At 58.9% G+C, this 16,278-nt stretch carries 13 protein-coding genes; 9 read left to right on the top strand and 4 right to left on the bottom strand.

Features of this window, described 5'->3' with window-relative positions; translation table 11 throughout:
* Positions 1–38: 38 nt before the first annotated feature.
* The 7 genes from JHC09_RS13225 (at position 39) to murD (ending at position 8,307) form a co-directional block, all read left to right on the top strand.
* Complete coding sequence (locus tag JHC09_RS13225) at positions 39–1,793, top strand: ABC transporter ATP-binding protein (protein ID WP_199532295.1); 1,755 nt, start codon at positions 39–41, stop codon at positions 1,791–1,793.
* Positions 1,794–1,806: 13 nt separating this feature from the next.
* A complete protein-coding gene (locus JHC09_RS13220) occupies positions 1,807–2,736 on the top strand; it encodes an ABC transporter permease (RefSeq protein ID WP_199532294.1) in 930 nt (309 codons plus the stop codon).
* Positions 2,733–3,614: an ABC transporter permease gene (locus JHC09_RS13215; RefSeq protein ID WP_199532293.1), complete on the top strand. Its 882-nt coding sequence runs from the start codon at positions 2,733–2,735 to the stop codon at positions 3,612–3,614. The genes JHC09_RS13220 and JHC09_RS13215 overlap by 4 nt, the downstream gene beginning before the upstream one ends.
* Positions 3,615–3,616: 2 nt before the next feature.
* Positions 3,617–4,798: an aminotransferase class V-fold PLP-dependent enzyme gene (locus tag JHC09_RS13210; protein WP_199532292.1), complete on the top strand. Its 1,182-nt coding sequence runs from the start codon at positions 3,617–3,619 to the stop codon at positions 4,796–4,798.
* 68 nt (positions 4,799–4,866) lie between these two features.
* Positions 4,867–5,595: a FadR/GntR family transcriptional regulator gene (locus tag JHC09_RS13205; RefSeq protein ID WP_169195684.1), complete on the top strand. Its 729-nt coding sequence runs from the start codon at positions 4,867–4,869 to the stop codon at positions 5,593–5,595.
* A gap of 95 nt (positions 5,596–5,690) precedes the next feature.
* The gene (locus JHC09_RS13200) at positions 5,691–7,022 is read left to right on the top strand and encodes a hypothetical protein (RefSeq protein WP_199532291.1); all 1,332 of its coding nucleotides are present in this window, start codon (positions 5,691–5,693) and stop codon (positions 7,020–7,022) included.
* Positions 7,012–8,307 carry a UDP-N-acetylmuramoyl-L-alanine--D-glutamate ligase gene (gene murD / locus JHC09_RS13195; RefSeq protein ID WP_199532290.1) on the top strand — a complete coding sequence of 432 codons (1,296 nt, stop codon included), beginning with the start codon at positions 7,012–7,014 and terminating at the stop codon, positions 8,305–8,307. Before JHC09_RS13200 ends, murD begins: the two co-directional genes overlap by 11 nt.
* Here murD and JHC09_RS13190 read toward each other — a convergent pair.
* From JHC09_RS13190 to JHC09_RS13180, 3 genes are all read right to left on the bottom strand, one after another.
* Entirely contained in the window at positions 8,304–10,070 is a 1,767-nt protein-coding gene (locus tag JHC09_RS13190) for a hypothetical protein (protein WP_199532289.1), read from the bottom strand. The genes murD and JHC09_RS13190 overlap by 4 nt on opposite strands.
* A gap of 495 nt (positions 10,071–10,565) precedes the next feature.
* Positions 10,566–11,096: an MgtC/SapB family protein gene (locus JHC09_RS13185; RefSeq protein ID WP_169195688.1), complete on the bottom strand. Its 531-nt coding sequence runs from the start codon at positions 11,094–11,096 to the stop codon at positions 10,566–10,568.
* Between the two features lie 71 nt (positions 11,097–11,167).
* Entirely contained in the window at positions 11,168–11,344 is a 177-nt protein-coding gene (locus JHC09_RS13180; protein ID WP_169195689.1) for a hypothetical protein, read from the bottom strand.
* A 103-nt stretch (positions 11,345–11,447) separates the two neighbouring features.
* Here JHC09_RS13180 and ade point away from each other — a divergent pair, with 103 nt between their 5' ends.
* Together ade and JHC09_RS13170 are read left to right on the top strand one after the other, a co-directional pair.
* Positions 11,448–13,157: an adenine deaminase gene (ade, locus tag JHC09_RS13175; protein ID WP_199532288.1), complete on the top strand. Its 1,710-nt coding sequence runs from the start codon at positions 11,448–11,450 to the stop codon at positions 13,155–13,157.
* 71 nt (positions 13,158–13,228) lie between these two features.
* On the top strand, positions 13,229–14,014 hold the full coding sequence (locus JHC09_RS13170; RefSeq protein WP_199532287.1) for a DUF2470 domain-containing protein: 786 nt from the start codon (positions 13,229–13,231) through the stop codon (positions 14,012–14,014).
* Positions 14,015–14,083: 69 nt separating this feature from the next.
* Here the strand turns inward: JHC09_RS13170 and JHC09_RS13165 are convergent, their stop codons facing one another.
* Positions 14,084–16,246: a malate synthase G gene (locus tag JHC09_RS13165; protein ID WP_199532286.1), complete on the bottom strand. Its 2,163-nt coding sequence runs from the start codon at positions 16,244–16,246 to the stop codon at positions 14,084–14,086.
* Positions 16,247–16,278 lie beyond the last annotated feature (32 nt).

Below are 16,278 nucleotides of genomic sequence, written 5' to 3'. Positions count from 1 at the left end.
CCTCGTGCCGAGGGACGCTAGCCCAATTAGGTCAGCCCATGCCCCTCATCGAAATCGAAGACCTGCGCGTCAGTTTCCGTCAATACGGCGGCAAAATTGACGCTGTTCGTGGCGTCAATTTCACGCTCGACGAAGGCGAAAGCCTCGGTATCGTGGGCGAGAGTGGATCAGGGAAATCCGTGAGCTGCAGCGCTCTCATGCGCTTACTACCCGCCACCGCAGAGGTGACGGCCACAAAGCTCATGCTCGGTGGCATCGACGTCACCAAAGCCAATAAGGAAGATCTGGCGCGCCTTCGCGGTCGCTTTGCCTCCATGATCTTCCAAGATCCGATGACGGCGTTTGACCCCGTTTTCACCATCGGCCACCAAATCGCCGAAACCATTCAGGCCCACCGAAACCTGCCCAAGAAGCAGGCTTTGGCGGAAGCCGAAGACCTGCTGCGCCGCGTCGAAATCAAAAACGCAGCGGATGTCGTCAATTATTACCCCCACCAGCTTTCGGGCGGCATGTTGCAACGCGCCATGATCGCCATGGCCCTCTCCTGCCGACCCAAAGTTCTGATCGCCGACGAGCCCACCACCGCACTCGACGTCACCATTCAGGCCCAAATCCTCGAACTCATTAAAAAGGTTCAGGCCGAGTTTGGCATGGCCCTAATCATGATCACCCACGATCTGGGCGTCATCGCCGAAACCGTCGATCGCGTGCTGGTCATGTATCGCGGCGAAGTGGTTGAGCAAGGCTCCGTGCAGCAGATTTTTGACGCGCCGGAACAAGCTTACACCAAGCAACTCTTGGCCTCGCTTCATTCCAGTTTCGAGCCGTCGCGCGGCAGCGATGACGAGACCCCGGCACTGGAACTAAAGGGCGTTCAGAAAACCTATCGCATCCGCCGCCGCAGCGGGTTTCGCACTGAATATTCCGATTTCAACGCCGTCCAAAAAGTGGACCTCGTACTGCCGAAAAACCGCATCGTTGCCGTGGTCGGCGAAAGCGGTTCAGGCAAAACCACCACGGGCATGATGGCGCTACGCCTCCTCGATTCCACCGCTGGACAAATCCTCTTGCACGGCACCGACATCTCTTCGCTCCCCCCCGCCGACCTCAAGGCGTGGCGCAAGAAAATGCAGGTTGTCTTCCAAGACAGCTACTCAGCGCTCGACCCCATGATGACGCTGACGCAGATCATTGCCGAGCCTCTCCATATTCATCAGCTTGGCACCCCAAAAGAACAGGGTGAGAAAGCAATTGCTTGGCTTGAACGCGTCGGCCTCGACCGCAGCTTTGCCACCCGCTACCCACACGAGCTTTCCGGCGGTCAACGCCAGCGCGTCGCCATCGCCCGCGCCCTCATCTTGGAGCCGGACGTCCTCGTTGCCGACGAGCCGACATCAGCGCTCGACGTCACGGTCAAAGCGCAGATCATTGGGCTTCTCAAACAGCTGCAAGCGGAGATGGGCCTATCCATCCTCTTCATCAGCCACGACCTCTCGACAGTGAAGTCCCTCACCGACAGCGTGGTTGTCATGTATAAGGGGCGCGTTGTCGAAGAGGCACCAACCGAGCGCATTTTTGCCGATGCCCAGCATCCCTATACGCAAGCCTTGCTCGATGCCGTCCCGGCCACCAACCCGCGCAACAAACGCAGCCGCACCTTCCTAACGGCGGAAGAGATCGCCGCTCGCACCCCACGCTTTACCGTCATTCAAACCGGCGCCGCGCCGAACAAAACCCCGCAACTCGTCACCATCGCCCCCGGCCACCGGGTCGAAGCCATTGTGACGACCTAAAGGAGGAGCGACCATGCTGAGCTATATCCTGCGCCGCCTCGTCTCAGTTGCGTTCACCTTCATCGTGGTGTCGCTGATCATCTTCTTCATGATGCACGCTGTCCCCGGCGGCCCGTTCGACGCCAACGACATGCCGGTCTCCGCCGCCGTCCGCGAAAAGCTTATGGCCCAGCTTGGGCTCGATCAGCCGCTTTACGTGCAATACTTCAAATACATGTGGGGCGTGCTCCATCTCGATTTCGGCGTGCCCTATCAGAGCCCTGGGGAAAGCGTGCTGCAATTGCTCTCCCGCGCTTGGGTCCCGAGCCTTGTCTTGGGCGGCCTCGGCGTTGTGGTCGGCGCGCCCTTGGGCATTCTTTTGGGCATGGCGGCAGCGCTTAATCGCAACACCTGGATCGACTATGTGGCCTCCGCTGTCGCAACCATCGGCCTGACCATTCCGGTGTTCGTCACCTCAATGCTGCTGATTTTGGTGTTTGCCGTCTGGCTCAAATGGTTTCCGGCGAGCGGTTGGCCCCATCCCAATCGCTGGGTTCTCCCTGTCATTGCCTATGCCGCAATTCCGCTCGCCACATACGCGCGCTACACCCGCTCTGCCATGCTCGACACCCTGAGTAAGCCCTTCGTCAACGTGTTGCGCGCCAAGGGCCTTTCCGAGCGAAAAATCATCTTCCAGCACGTGCTGCGCAATTCGGCCATTCCACTGGTGACCGTCTTCCTCCCCATGTTCATTGGCACAGCAACAGGCTCGATCTTTGTCGAAGCCATGTTCCGCGTACCCGGCCTTGGGTCATACTTCGTCTCCTCGATCCAGAACCGCGATTATCCGCTGGAAATGGCGCTCATGCTCATGATCACCTTCATGTACTGCATCGCCTATCTGCTCTCGGACATCGTCTATGCGCTGATCAATCCGCGTATCCGCGTAGGAGGAAGCCAATGACCGACATCCTCACCCCACCGCCCGCGAGCAACCGCAGCCCGCTCTGGTTCGCTTGGATGCGCTTTAGCTCAAACAAAGCCGCCCTCGTCGGCGGCATCGTCATGGTGGTGCTGATCTGGATGGCGATCTTCGCCCCGATCATGACCCCCGTCGAACCCGAAGCGCAGCTCTTTCTCACCCAGGCCCTCGCCTTCCCTTCCCCCGAGCATTGGATGGGGATTGATAATCTCGGGCGCGATTTTTACACCCGCATCGTCTATGGCGCGCGCGTCTCGCTCTCCATCGGCTTTATTGCGGCTGGGTTTTCCGTACTCATAGGAATTCCCCTTGGCGCTTTGGCAGGCTATTTCGGCGGCAAGGTCGATTGGGTCATCATGCGTATCATCGAGCTCTTCTCGGTTGTTCCACCGCTGCTCGCCGCCATGCTCTTGGGTGCCCTCACCCGTGGCGGCTATCCCACTATTGTCGCCATCGCGGCGCTCTTTGGCTGGGTGCAAGTCTGCCTACTCGTCCGCGCCCAGGTGAAGGCATCGCGCGAGAAGGAATTTGTCCGCGCCGCCGAGGCCCTCGGAGCCTCCCCTTGGTACATCATCCGTCGCCATCTCATTCCAAATTCCATTAGCCCGATCATTGTCGGTTTCGTGCTTGCGATCCCCCTCGCCATGATGCTCGAAGCCTCATTGAGCTTCCTTGGAATTGGTGTTCCCCCGCCAACCCCCACCTGGGGTCAGATGATCAATGAAGGCATCAACTTCATGTTCTTCTATTGGCACCTCGCCGTGTTCCCCACGGCGGCCCTTGCTATCACCGTTCTCGCCACCTCGCTGTTTGGCGATGGTCTGCGAGACGCCCTCGATCCGACCCTGAAAGGCCGTTAATCGTGTCTGAAAATCTTGCTCGACAGTTCCTCATCCGCGAGGATGTCGTTTTCCTCAACCACGGCTCTTTCGGCGCGTGTCCGCGCCCGGTGTTTGAGACCTACCAAGGCTGGCAACTCGAATTGGAGCGCGAACCCGTCGAATTCCTCGGCCGCAAGCTCACTGAAAACATGCGCGTGCCGCGTCAGGCCCTCGCTGCCGAACTGAACTGTGACGAACAGGAAGTTGTGGGCGTCATCAACGCCACCACCGGCCTCAACATTGTTGCGCGCTCGCTCGACCTCAAGCCGGGCGATCAGATCCTCACGACAGACCACGAATATTCCGCTCTGGAAAAAACCTGGGCCTTTATCTGCCGCCAAACTGGCGCAGAAATCGTCGTCGTCGATGTGCCCTTGCCGCTCACCAGCGAAGAGCAGTTCACCAAGGCCATTGTGTCTGGCATGACTGAGCGCACCAAAGTGCTCTTCCTTAGCCACATCACATCCGCCACGGCGCTTGTGTTCCCGGTCGAGCCCGCCATTGCCGAGGCCCGTAAGCGCGGCATCTGGTCGGTTATCGATGGTGCCCACGCCCCCGGCCATATCCCGCTCGACATGCAAAAGCTTGGCGCCGATTTCTACTCTGGCAATTGCCACAAGTGGATGATGGCTCCCAAGGGTTCAGCCTTCCTCTATGCCCGCCCGGAGGTCCAGTCCCTGCTCGACCCGCTTGTTGTCAGCCACGGCTGGACCGCGCAATCCAAGGACCCCGGCGCTAAGGGTGCATTCGACAACTCCCCCTTTGTCGATGAAATCGAAATGATGGGCACTCGTGACCCTTCGGCTTTCCTCGCCATTCCCGCCGCGCTCAAATTCCGTGATGACAATGATTGGCCCGCTGTTGCCGAACATTGCCGCGCCTTGGCGCAAGACACCGGCGAACGCATTGCCAAACTCACGGGCCTTGAACCATTCAGCTCGCCCGAGTTTTGCGCCCCGCAAATGGTCGCCATGCCGATCCCGGAATGCGATCCACTCGCCATCCACACGGCGCTCTTTGAGCAGTATAAAATCGAAATCCCGGTTTTCCGCTGGAAGGAACACTGCGTCGCACGTGTTTCTGTGCAGGGCTACAACTCCAAACCACAGATGGATCGCTTGGTTGAGGCTCTCACGGAGCTTTTGAACTTAAACAAGGCATAGGCTGACAAACGCTCTCAGATGTGGTGAGAGAGAGTAACAAGCCGCCACACCGAGAGGATCGGGCACCCATGGATCGGGAAAATGCCCTTAACTATCTGGAGCCTTTAGAGAACCGCACGCGCAATGTGGCGGTACAGGACGCGCTCGCCGAAATGGTCGAGCGCGCCGGTCTCAAAATCGGCGACCGCCTCCCGCCAGAATTGTCGTTGGCCTCGTCTTTGGGCGTCGGCCGTTCGACAATTCGGGAGGCCCTCAATCGCTGGGAAGGCCTCGGCGTCATCCGTCGCCGTCGTGGCGACGGAACCTATCTCACCGCCAATGTGCAAACCTCGCGCGGGCTCATTCCCACCATGGTCCGCTTGGAAGGCGAAGCCCTGCTCCGCCTTCTCGAAATTCGCCGCACGCTCGAAATCGACGTCGTGCGCAAAGCCACGATCCACGCCAGCGATGCGCAGCGCAAAGAGATCAGCCGACTGGGCGACATTCTTCTCAAGGCAGTCAATGGTGGTCACCCTTGGCGCAAAGAAGACCATGCTTTCCACGACGCCATCTATCATGCCTCCGGCAATCCGATGTATGGCCAGATTCTCACCAATCTCGATCACGCCCTCGAACGTGACGTGAACTCGCCTTACAATCGCGATGCGTTCGGTCTGGGGTCTTTCCCCATGCACAAGGATCTGGCCGACGCAATTCTCGCCAGCAATCCAGATCGGGCTGTCCAAGCGATCAGCGAAGTGATCGACAATGTGGAGTTCGAAATCCGCGCAATCTTGGCTGCCACCAAGGACAGTTAGCGCGCGACAAAAAATAGCGCGATCAACTCGCCACCGCCCTACTCCCGCCCAAGCTGCAAATCACCTATATGATGGACAAACGCAGCGAGTAGCCCGTGACTGAATTTTTCCGCATTGAGAGCCCGAGCTTTGATCCCACCACGGGAGAGGCCCGCTTTACCTATACGCTGAACGATCTCAGCTTCACCGAAGTGCTGACCCTGCCGAAAGGCGCGGACAGCGCAGCGGCACAAACCTCTAACTTCGAAAAACTCCTCGGGCTTACCGCGATCACCTTGGGCGTGAGCTACTTTAAGCTCCGCGCCCCGTTCACCATCGAAGCGCCAAGCATTCCGCTCGCCTCCGCCGAACGCGCCTTCGTCATCGACATCTATGAAAACGGCCTCGGCGAATTCTACGCCCGCAATGAGCTGGCCCGCTTCGGTAAGCTCACGCTCACCGCGCCCGAGGACACTGTTGCCCGCAAACCCGAGATCACTCTGCTCGAACGCACCCTGCTGCCCATTGGCGGCGGCAAGGATAGTCTCGTCAGCGTTGATCTCCTGACCCACACCGGCGTGCCGTTCACCCCATTTGCGGTAAATCCTAAGGGCCCGATCGTCTCTTGCGTGGATGCCATCGGCACCGCGCCCGTTTACGTGTCGCGAAAACTCGACGCTGAGATGATCCGCCTCTCCAAGGAACCGGGGTATTACAACGGCCACGTGCCCTCGACCGCGATCAACTCCATGATCGCCTCGCTTTGCGCTGTGCTCTTTGGCTACGACCAGATCGTTCTGTCCAACGAGCGCTCTGCCAGCGAAGGCAATGTCGTGTTCGATGGCCGTGAGACCAATCACCAATATTCAAAGTCCCTCGGCTTTGAGCTGCTGATTGCCGATACGCTCGCCAATGCCACTGGCGGCGCGCTGAAATATTTCTCGCTGCTCCGTCCCTATTCGGAAGCCCGCATTGCCTCGCTTTTCACCAAGAGCGATAAATTCGACGCGGTCTTTTCAAGCTGCAATCGCAACTTCCGTCTCAACGGCAATGACGGCGCATTGTGGTGCGGCGAATGCCCAAAATGCCACTTCGTCTTCCTGATCTTCGCGCCCTTCATGAAGAAGGAACGGCTACTGCGCATCTTCGGCAAGAACGTTCTGGAAGTCGCTGAATACGAACATTCCTTCCGCGAACTCTCCGGCCTTGCTGGTCAAAAGCCCTGGGAATGCGTTGGCGAAATCCTCGAAGCCGCAGCGTGCTTCTACACGCTGTCGCGCCACGCCGATTGGTATCAGGACACCATCGTCAAAGCTCTCAAGGATGACCTCCTCGCCCAATACGGCGAAGAAAAACTCCAACTGGCCATGGCGGAGTGCCTCACCGACAGTCGCGATCACCACATCCCGCCCGCCCTCTCGGCCAAGGTGCAAGCTTATGCGGTTTGAAGAACCGGTCCTGCTCTATGGCGCAGGCAAAGAAGCCCTCTCGACCCGCGCTTTCCTAAAAGCCCAGCAGCCCAACCTGCCTGTCTTCGTCGCCGTCGATAGCGGCACGGCCGACGTTCCGGATACGGTGCAGATCCCGGCAGATGAGCTGCCGCGCGCCATTGCCGAGCGGCGCTTTAGCTACATCATCAAAAGCCCCGGCGTGTCGCGCTATAAGCCGATCTTTGAGATCGCCGCCGATGCTGGCATTTCCGTGACCTCGAACCTCAATCTTTGGGGGTCGAGCTATCGCGCGGGCCGCACCGTCATCGCCATCACCGGCACCAAGGGCAAGTCGACCACAGCCACGCTTACCCATCTCATGCTCACCCGTTCGGGTATTGATGCGGGTCTGGCTGGCAATGTTGGCCTCGCGCCCATCGACATTGCCGACAAACATGCCGTCGTGATTTTTGAGCTCTCGAGCTACCAAACCTCGGACATGAGTTTTCTGCCCGATATTGCGGCCCTCACCAACCTCTACCCTGAACATGTCGATTGGCACGGCTCTGTCGAGCGCTACTACGCCGACAAGCTCCACCTCATCGATCGCGATGGTGATTTCCCGGTAGCGCTCGGTGCGAAAGCCAAGGGCAATGCACTGGTCGCCAAGGCGGTGCGTGATCATCGCCGTCTGGTTCAAGAGCTCACCGCTGACCAAGAACGCGCCATAGAAAACGCTGCAGCGCACTCCCGCCTCAAAGGCGCACACAATCTCGATAACGCCTTCCTCGCGGCCGAGATCGCTCTGGCCACAGGCGGAACTATGGAAGGCATCCTTGCCGGCATCGCCGCCTTCCGCCCTCTGCCCCACCGTTTGGAAGAGCACAGCATCGGCGGCGTCACCTTCGTTGACGACAGCATTTCCACCACGCCTGAAGCCACCAAGGCCGCACTTGCCGCCTATCCGGGCCGCCGTATCGCGCTGATCGCTGGCGGACACGAGCGCGAACAGGACTATGCTGAGCTCGCCACGCTTCTGGCTCTACGCGGCGTCACGACCTTGGTCACGCTTCCCGTCACCGGCAAGCGCCTCGCTGATGCCGCCCGCATCGCCTCGCCCGAGATTGTGGTGATCGAAGTGCCTGATCTTGAAGCCGCCATGCACACGCTCCTCGCGCAGCGCGAGCGTTTTGACACCATCATCCTCTCGCCCGGCGCGCCGTCGTACAACCAATTCAAAAACTTTGAAGAGCGCGGTGCCCGCTTTATCGTCTACGCTCAGGCGCTATTTGCGACCGCTTAATACGGGCCGTCGAGCCGATCGTTCGGTACGCCCGCAGCGGACAGGCTCTTGCGAATAACATTGAGAAGCTGCTCGTCGGTGATCCGGCGCGCCAGCTGCGGCATGATCCCGTTTTCGCGAAAGCTACGCGTGTCCAAAAGGCGCGGCAAAGACCGATTGAGCTGATTTGAATCGTTCAGCCCGTAGCCCGCCAGCACCCCGAACAATGGCGCCGTCATGTTGTCCGCATTCTGTAACAACACCGCATAGCGCCCAACCGCTTCCCAGTCTTCCTCAGCCAGTGCCACCATCGCCGGTGTGATGTAATACCAGCCCGGCGGATTGCTCGAACTTTCAAGCGCGATATCGAACAGCTCCATCGCCTCGCGTCGACGTCCCGCAATCGCTAGAGATTGAGAGTAGGCCGCCAGAAGTTCCGAATTGGCCGGGTCAAGCTTCTGCGCCGTCCCATAGGCCATTTCTTCGCTCTCAAAGTCCCCCCGTTCCCGACTAAAGCGGGCGAATTGGGTCCAAACGAAAGCATTCAGGGGTTCGCTGGAGACCGCCACGCGCAACAGTTCTTCGGCCATCGCCGTGCGCACGCCCATATCGACGTTTTCATAGCCGCTACCGGCCGCTCCCCCCATGATCAGCAGCGCCTGTGCCGCCTGCACTTCCCCGGTCGCCCGCACATCCGGGCTCAACTGCGCATAACAGCGATTGCTGCGCGCAGCGGCATCGGGCGAAAGATCAGCGCGGTAGCCAGAGTAGATCACTCTGCACAGATAGAGCGAAGGCACGACATTGATCTCTTGATCCGCCAAAATCGCCCGAACAGGCGCTAGCACCGGCCCATTGATATTGCTCAGCGCTGTCGCCAGTCGCAGGCTCACCGCATCGGTTAGGCCCTGAGAACCGCGCCCATCAACATTGGTCGTAATGACCCTGCTCCAGCTCACCTGGCCGGTCGCTGTATCGGTGAGGATCGCACTATACTGCGCCTCGTCACCATCGCGACGCACCGTACCGCTCAAAACAAAGTCAGCATCAACCAGCTGCGTCAGGCTGGTGCCACCATATTTGGCCATCACCAAGCCTGAGCTATTCAACTTGGACACCAAATCAATGGCGAGACCAGCGGTCAGCGAAACATCGTCACCTGTTTGACTGAGGCGCTGAAACTCCATCACCTTTACCGACAATGGTTGGTTGAGATAACGCGCCTGCTCAGTGCGCTCTTCTTCCATGCCGCGAATAGCAAAAGTAATCGCAACCGCGGCAAACATCAGCGTCGCCAATGCCAGCACACTCCACGACCGCAAGAGGTGCTGGCGACTCACCAGCGCGGGGCGAGCGGACGATTTTGGCGCGCTCTGCACCGCGTCCACCCCGGCTTCGGGGTAAACTCTTGGTGTCGTCGAAGGACTTAAAACAGTAACCGGATCAACAACAACAAACTCCGGTACATATCGACCGGTTGGCAGTTCAATACGAACAGACTCACCTTGCCCGGCGCTCGCATAATACTGGGCGATTAACGCACGCAATCTACGCGCTTGCACGCGAACTATTGGATCGGTCTGCGGGTCAAAATGGGACGGGCGATCAAGCACGTCAACGGCGATGGAGTAGGCTTTTATGCTGCCTTCTTCACCCCGCAAAGTGGCGCGAACGACATAGTCGAGAAAGCGGCTAAGCTGCGTAGAGCGTGCAATTTCTGGCCATGACAGAAGGTTTTGAAGTGCCGCAAGAACGTCTTTTTCTGCTGGTCTGTCGCTGGCCACAAAAGTTCCCCCACGCGGTCCGAACTAGCACCTTTTTACATGTAAAACGCAAGCGTTTGTTACCTGCGTTTAACGCCTATTTGCTTCCGATACAGAAACAATTCCCGCATACCCATTCTCGTCGCGGCGCTTTCGTAGCGACGCCGGCCAGCGATTATTTCCCGCTGGATATCCAAAGTGAAATGCACGGGCCCCACCAAACGCCGCGCTAAGTCGGCGAGTGCATGGATCAAGACTACCGATGCTTCGGCATCCACTAAACAGGTAAGCGACAACTGCGTCCACAGGTCGCGTACCTAGGCGGAGAGAGATGCTGCAGAAGGGTCCCCCCGACTTCAACTGCGTTCCCTGCGTCCTCTCCGCCGCCTCAGTTTAGATCAACGGTCTGCACCACTGTTGATCTGATGCGCAGGGCACTCTCAGCTCTGTGCTTGGGCGCGGTTACGGCTCCTCCCTGCTGTGCCGCTCCGGGGGGAGGAATGATCTGCAAAGGCGCTAGTCCCTCAGCGAATTTGCCTCTTCCTCCCCGCGCCCCTCCCGCATATCGCTGCGCGCATGCACTTTCCGACTAAACGTTCGCAACGCCGCCATGATGATCACGGCGAGTAGAGCCACGCCGCCTGCGACCACATAATAGCCGAGTGCTGTTGCGAGCCCCACAGCTCCCGCCAGCCACATCCCTGCGCCGGTCGTCAGCCCTTGCACGCCCGCTCCAGAGCGGAAGATTGCGCCCGCTCCAAGAAACGCTATGCCCGCCGTCACCGCTTCGACCGCGCGGATCGGGTCCGCACGCATTTCGCCGCCTGCAACTGACTCAATTGTGTGGAAGATTTCAAAGGCGAGAATAGTGAACAGCGCCGCAGCAACTGACACCAGCATATGCGTCCTTAACCCTGCTTCTGCGGTGCTGAGTTCACGTTCGAGACCGATCAGGGCCCCAAACAGGGCCGCGATGCCAATGCGAATGGCGATGATGTGGAGCGGGAGGTAGGTATCGACCATCCCAAAGCTGTTACCCATGTCCATCTCAACTCATCCCTTGAACAAGACAATAAACAAAACTGTCGACGCCTCAGGGGGTTCCGAGTTGCGTGAGCTTAGCTGGCGGGTGGCTGCATTGCGCCATTGACGAGATAGACAATCGCGAAAAGCACGACGATAGCCACCAGCGACACGATCAAAACTCGCGAATTCATCTTGCGCGAATTGCCCTGTCGCACTTCGTTCTCAGATTTATGCGGATCATAGGTCGGCATATCATTCTCCGGTTTCATCAAGTCCCAACGATGGGGGTAAGCCATGGTTCCCAAGTGCCATTGCGCTTGACGTAGAGCCGCGAGAGGTCGACCCTAAAGGCGAATTCAACTTGAGGCGAATATGATCAGCACCGAAGTTTTGACCCGAATGATAATGGCAGGCCAAGGCAAGGAGCCCGCCGATCTGGTCATCAAGAACATCGGTCTGCTCGACATCATCACTGGCCAAGTCACGGTCACCGATATCGCTATTGTTGATGATCGGATCGTGGGAACCCATGAAACCTATGAAGGCAAGATCGCCATAGACGGCACCGGACGCTTCGCCGTCCCCGGCTTCATCGACACGCATCTGCATATCGAATCTTCCCTCGTCACCCCACACGAGTTTGATCGCTGCGTTCTGCCCTACGGCGTCACCACTGTGCTCTGCGATCCCCATGAGATCGCCAATGTCCTTGGCAGCGAGGGCATACAATACTTCCTCGACAGCGCCGAACAGACCATCATGGATGTTCGGATCAATCTCTCGTCCTGCGTCCCAGCGACACCATTCGAAACGGCTGGCGCCCAGCTCGAAATCGAAGATCTCCTCCCCTTCCGTAGCCACCCCAAGGTCGTCGGCCTAGCTGAAATGATGAACTTCCCCGGGGTGCTCAATGCCGATCCCGGCATCATGGCCAAGCTCATCGCTTATCAGGACGGCCACATCGACGGTCACGCCCCGCTGCTCCTTGGTCTTGGCCTCAACGGCTATCTGGCGGCCGGCATCCGCACTGACCACGAAGCCACCAGCGCCGCCGAAGCGCGTGAGAAGCTGCGCAAGGGCATGGCCATTCTCATCCGTGAAGGCTCGGTCTCCAAAGACCTCGAAGCCCTAGCGGAAATTCTCGACGAAAACACCTCGAGCTTTGTCGCCCTCTGCACCGATGATCGCAACCCGCTCGACATTGCCGAAGAAGGCCATCTCGACAGCTCCATCCGCCGCCTCATCGCCCGTGGCTGCCCGCTGCACCATGTCTACCGCGCAGCCAGCCATTCCGCCGCCCGCATCTTTGGCCTCAAAGATCGCGGCATCCTCGGCTCCGGCTATCGCGCCGATATCGCCATTCTCGACAGCCTCGACGACTGCCGCGTCTCCGATGTCATCTCAGCCGGTCGCCTCGTCACCCCCGAACTTTTTGACACGCGCGGCCCCGTCGCCCCAGTTGGTCTAACCTCCGTTAAGGCCAAGCCCATCACCGCCGACGCCTTCATCACCGAACCCAAACCCGGCCAAAACCGCGTTCCCGTCATCGGCGTCAAACCCGGCCTTATCCTCACCTTCCGCGAAGAAGCCGCCCTCGCCTCAACCGATTTCGGCCTGCAGCCTGATCTTGAAGAAGACGTCATCAAAGTCGCCGTCATCGAGCGTCACGGCAAAAACGGCAACATCGGCCGCAGCTTCGTGAAGGGGTTCGGTATCAAGCGCGGCGCGATAGCTTCGTCCGTCGGCCACGACAGCCATAACATCACCGTTGTGGGTGCCACCGACGCCGACATGGCGTTGGCCGTCAATCGTCTCATCGAGCTGGGCGGCGGTTTCGTCGTCGCCAATGAGGGCGAGATCACAGCAGAGCTGGCCCTGCCCATCGCGGGTCTCATGAGCCTAAAACCCTTCGAAGAGGTCGCACACGACCTCCACATCCTGCGCGAAGCCGCCAAGGCGCTAGACTGCGTTCTCCCCGAACCCTTCTTGCAGGTAGCCTTCCTCGCGCTCCCGGTTATTCCCCATCTCAAGCTGACGGACCGCGGCCTCTTCGACGTCGACAAATTCGACTTCGTCGACTAACCGCCCATAAGTTGAACTTGCCGGTCATGAAATAATTTAGTCTAGTGCGCCCACCGCGCACTGGACCTGCTATGACTGAAACGCCTCAGACCGACACACCCCGCTCCGTTCTCCAAGACACCGATGGCGACGCCATTCGCCGTGCCAAAACGCTGCTGCGCACTTCGCGCTATGGAGCCGTAGCCACCTTGGACCCAACGAGTGGCGCTCCAATCGCCTCCCGCGTCGGTACAGCCAGTGATTTCTACGGCCGCCCTGTCCTGCTCATTTCCGGCCTCACCGCCCATTACAAGGCGCTGCAAGCCGATCCACGCTGCTCTTTGCTGTTGGGCGAGCCCGGCAAAGGCGACCCCTTGGCCCATGCCCGCATCACCATTGCGGCCGAAGCCCGTTTTGTGGATCGCGACAGCGAAGAGCATCAAAGCCTCGCATGGCGCTATTTGAACCACAATCCCAAAGCCAAGCTCTACGTCGACTTGGGCGATTTCCGCTTTGTCGTACTTGAGCCTCTATCGGCCAGCCTCAACGCCGGTTTCGGCAAAGCTTACGCCCTCACCCCCAGCGATCTGCTCACGCCGGAAAACCCAGACCTCGCCAAAGCCGAGCACCATGCGCTCGAACACATGAATGACGACCATATCGATGCCACGGCCGACTATGCGCGCCACTATTGCGGCGCCGAGCTTGGCAATTGGCGGCTTGCCAGTCTCGATGCCGATGGCATCACCATCGTTCTGGGCGATGACATGCGCCGCATCTATTTTGACGAGCCCGCCACCGTGCCGCAGGATTTTCATCTCAAGCTCGTCGCCATGGCAAAAACCGCACGCATCGCTCTGAGTGCCCAATCAAACTAACGGCAAACAAAAGCCCTCGCAGACAGGTTTCTGCGAGGGCTCTTAAAATCGGACCAAACCAGCAAAAGCTTACTTGGCGTCGCGCGCCTTGACCTTGCGGCGGGCGGCATGGAGCAGCGGCTCGGTATAGCCGCTCGGCTGGTCAGCGCCATGCAGCGCCAGATCAAGCGCCGCAACAAATGAGATCGATTGGAAATTGCCAGACATCGGGCGATAGAGCGGATCGCCCTGGTTCTGATCGTCCACAACTTGCGCCATGCGCTCGAACACCGCCGTCACTTCATCCCGGCTCACCAGCCCATGACGCAGCCAGTTGGCGACGGCTTGCGAAGAAATACGGCAGGTCGCGCGGTCTTCCATCAGGCCGACATTGTTGATGTCCGGAACCTTGGAACAACCAACGCCCTGCTGCACCCAACGCACCACATAGCCCAATATCCCCTGAGCATTGTTTTCCAGCTCGCGGATAATTTCTTCACGGCTGAGCGAATACGGCTTCTGGATTGGCATCGAGAACAGCTCAGAAAGCCCCGGCATCGCCTGATTATGCCGGCGACGCTGCGCTTCGAACACATCAACCTGATGATAGTGCAGCGCATGCAGGGTTGCCGCTGTCGGCGAGGGTACCCAAGCGGTATTGGCGCCAGCATTAGGATGACCGATTTTGGCGTCCATCATGGCGGCCATATCGTCTGGCCGCGCCCACATGCCCTTGCCGATCTGCGCCTTGCCGGAAAGCCCACAGGCCAAGCCGATCAGCACATTGCGATCTTCGTAGGACGAAATCCAGCGCTCGGACTTGATCTCATCCTTGCGCAACACCGCGCCAGCTTCCATCGAGGTGTGAATTTCATCACCTGTACGGTCAAGGAAGCCGGTGTTGATGAAGAACACGCGCTCACGCGCTTCATAAATCGCCGCCTTGAGGTTTGCCGACGTGCGGCGCTCCTCATCCATGATGCCGATTTTGATGGTGTTAGGCGCAAGACCAAGGAAGCCTTCCACCGACGCAAATATCCGGCAGGCAAAGGCCACTTCTTCCGGACCGTGCATCTTCGGCTTGACGATATAGATTGAGCCCGTCGCCGAGTTGTTGCCCTGATCATGCATGGCGCACAGTGCGGTGATCGCCGCGTCCATCAGGCCTTCGCCAACGGGCTTGCCGTTCAGCAGCACCGCGTCCGTGGTCATCAAATGCCCGACATTGCGCACCAGCAAGAGCGAGCGGCCCTTGAGCACCAGCTCTTCGCCATTCACGCCGCGATAAACCCGATCCGCCTTGAGGCGACGCGTGACGGTCTTACCGCCCTTGTCGAATGTATCTTCCAGATTGCCCTGCATCAGGCCGAGCCAATTGGCGTAAACGCCAACCTTGTCCTCAGCATCTACAGCGGCAACCGAGTCTTCGCAGTCCTGAATAGTGGTGAGCGCCGACTCGACAATCACATCAGCCAGACCGGCTGCGTGGGTCGCGCCAATCATGCTCGATTTATCGATCAGCAAAATCGCATGCAGACCGTGGTGCTTGAGCACGATCTCCTGCTTATCGCCAACGCCCGAGTACCCCACGAAGGCATCAGCATCTGCGAGAGACACGTCCCCCGCAGCGGCTTTGATCACAAGCGTTGCGACCCCACCCTGCTCCACCACGCTATACTGGGTGACAGATGTGTGGCTGCCTGCGGTCAGCGGGAACGAGGCATCGAGAAACTCTGCCGCTCGCGCCACAACAGATGCGCCACGTGCCGCATTAAACGCCTTGCCCGGTGCCAGATCGCCATCTCGGCTGATTGCATCCGTGCCGTAGAGCGCGTCATAAAGCGAACCCCAACGGGCATTGGCAGCGTTAAGCGCATAACGGGCGTTCGAAACAGGCACCACCAGCTGCGGCCCACAGAGCGACGCAATTTCTGGGTCGAGATTGCTGGTCGAAATGGTGAAGTCACCCGGCTCATCAACCAGATAACCGATCTCGCGCAGGAACTGCTCATAGCCCTCAGGATTGTTCGCGACGGGTCCATTCTGATGGTGCCAATCGTCAATCCGGCTCTGCAGCTGGTCGCGCTTTGCGAGGAATTGCGCATTCACTGGCACATGTTCGGCCAACAGCTCTGCAAACCCCGTCCAAAACGCGTCTACCGATACGGGAAGTCCTGGAAGGGCCGCTTTTTCTACAAAATCCACCAGCAAGGGGTGAACGGAGAGGCCGGACTTCGTCACGTATTCGGTCATGTTAAAACTCTGCTCGAACAGTTTGGGGTACA

Origin of the sequence: Devosia sp. MC532 (genome assembly GCF_016461625.1) — a bacterium.
Lineage (GTDB): Bacteria > Pseudomonadota > Alphaproteobacteria > Rhizobiales > Devosiaceae > Devosia.
Note: the sequence above shows the minus strand (reverse complement) of the source record. Positions and strands in the feature narration are given on the sequence as shown.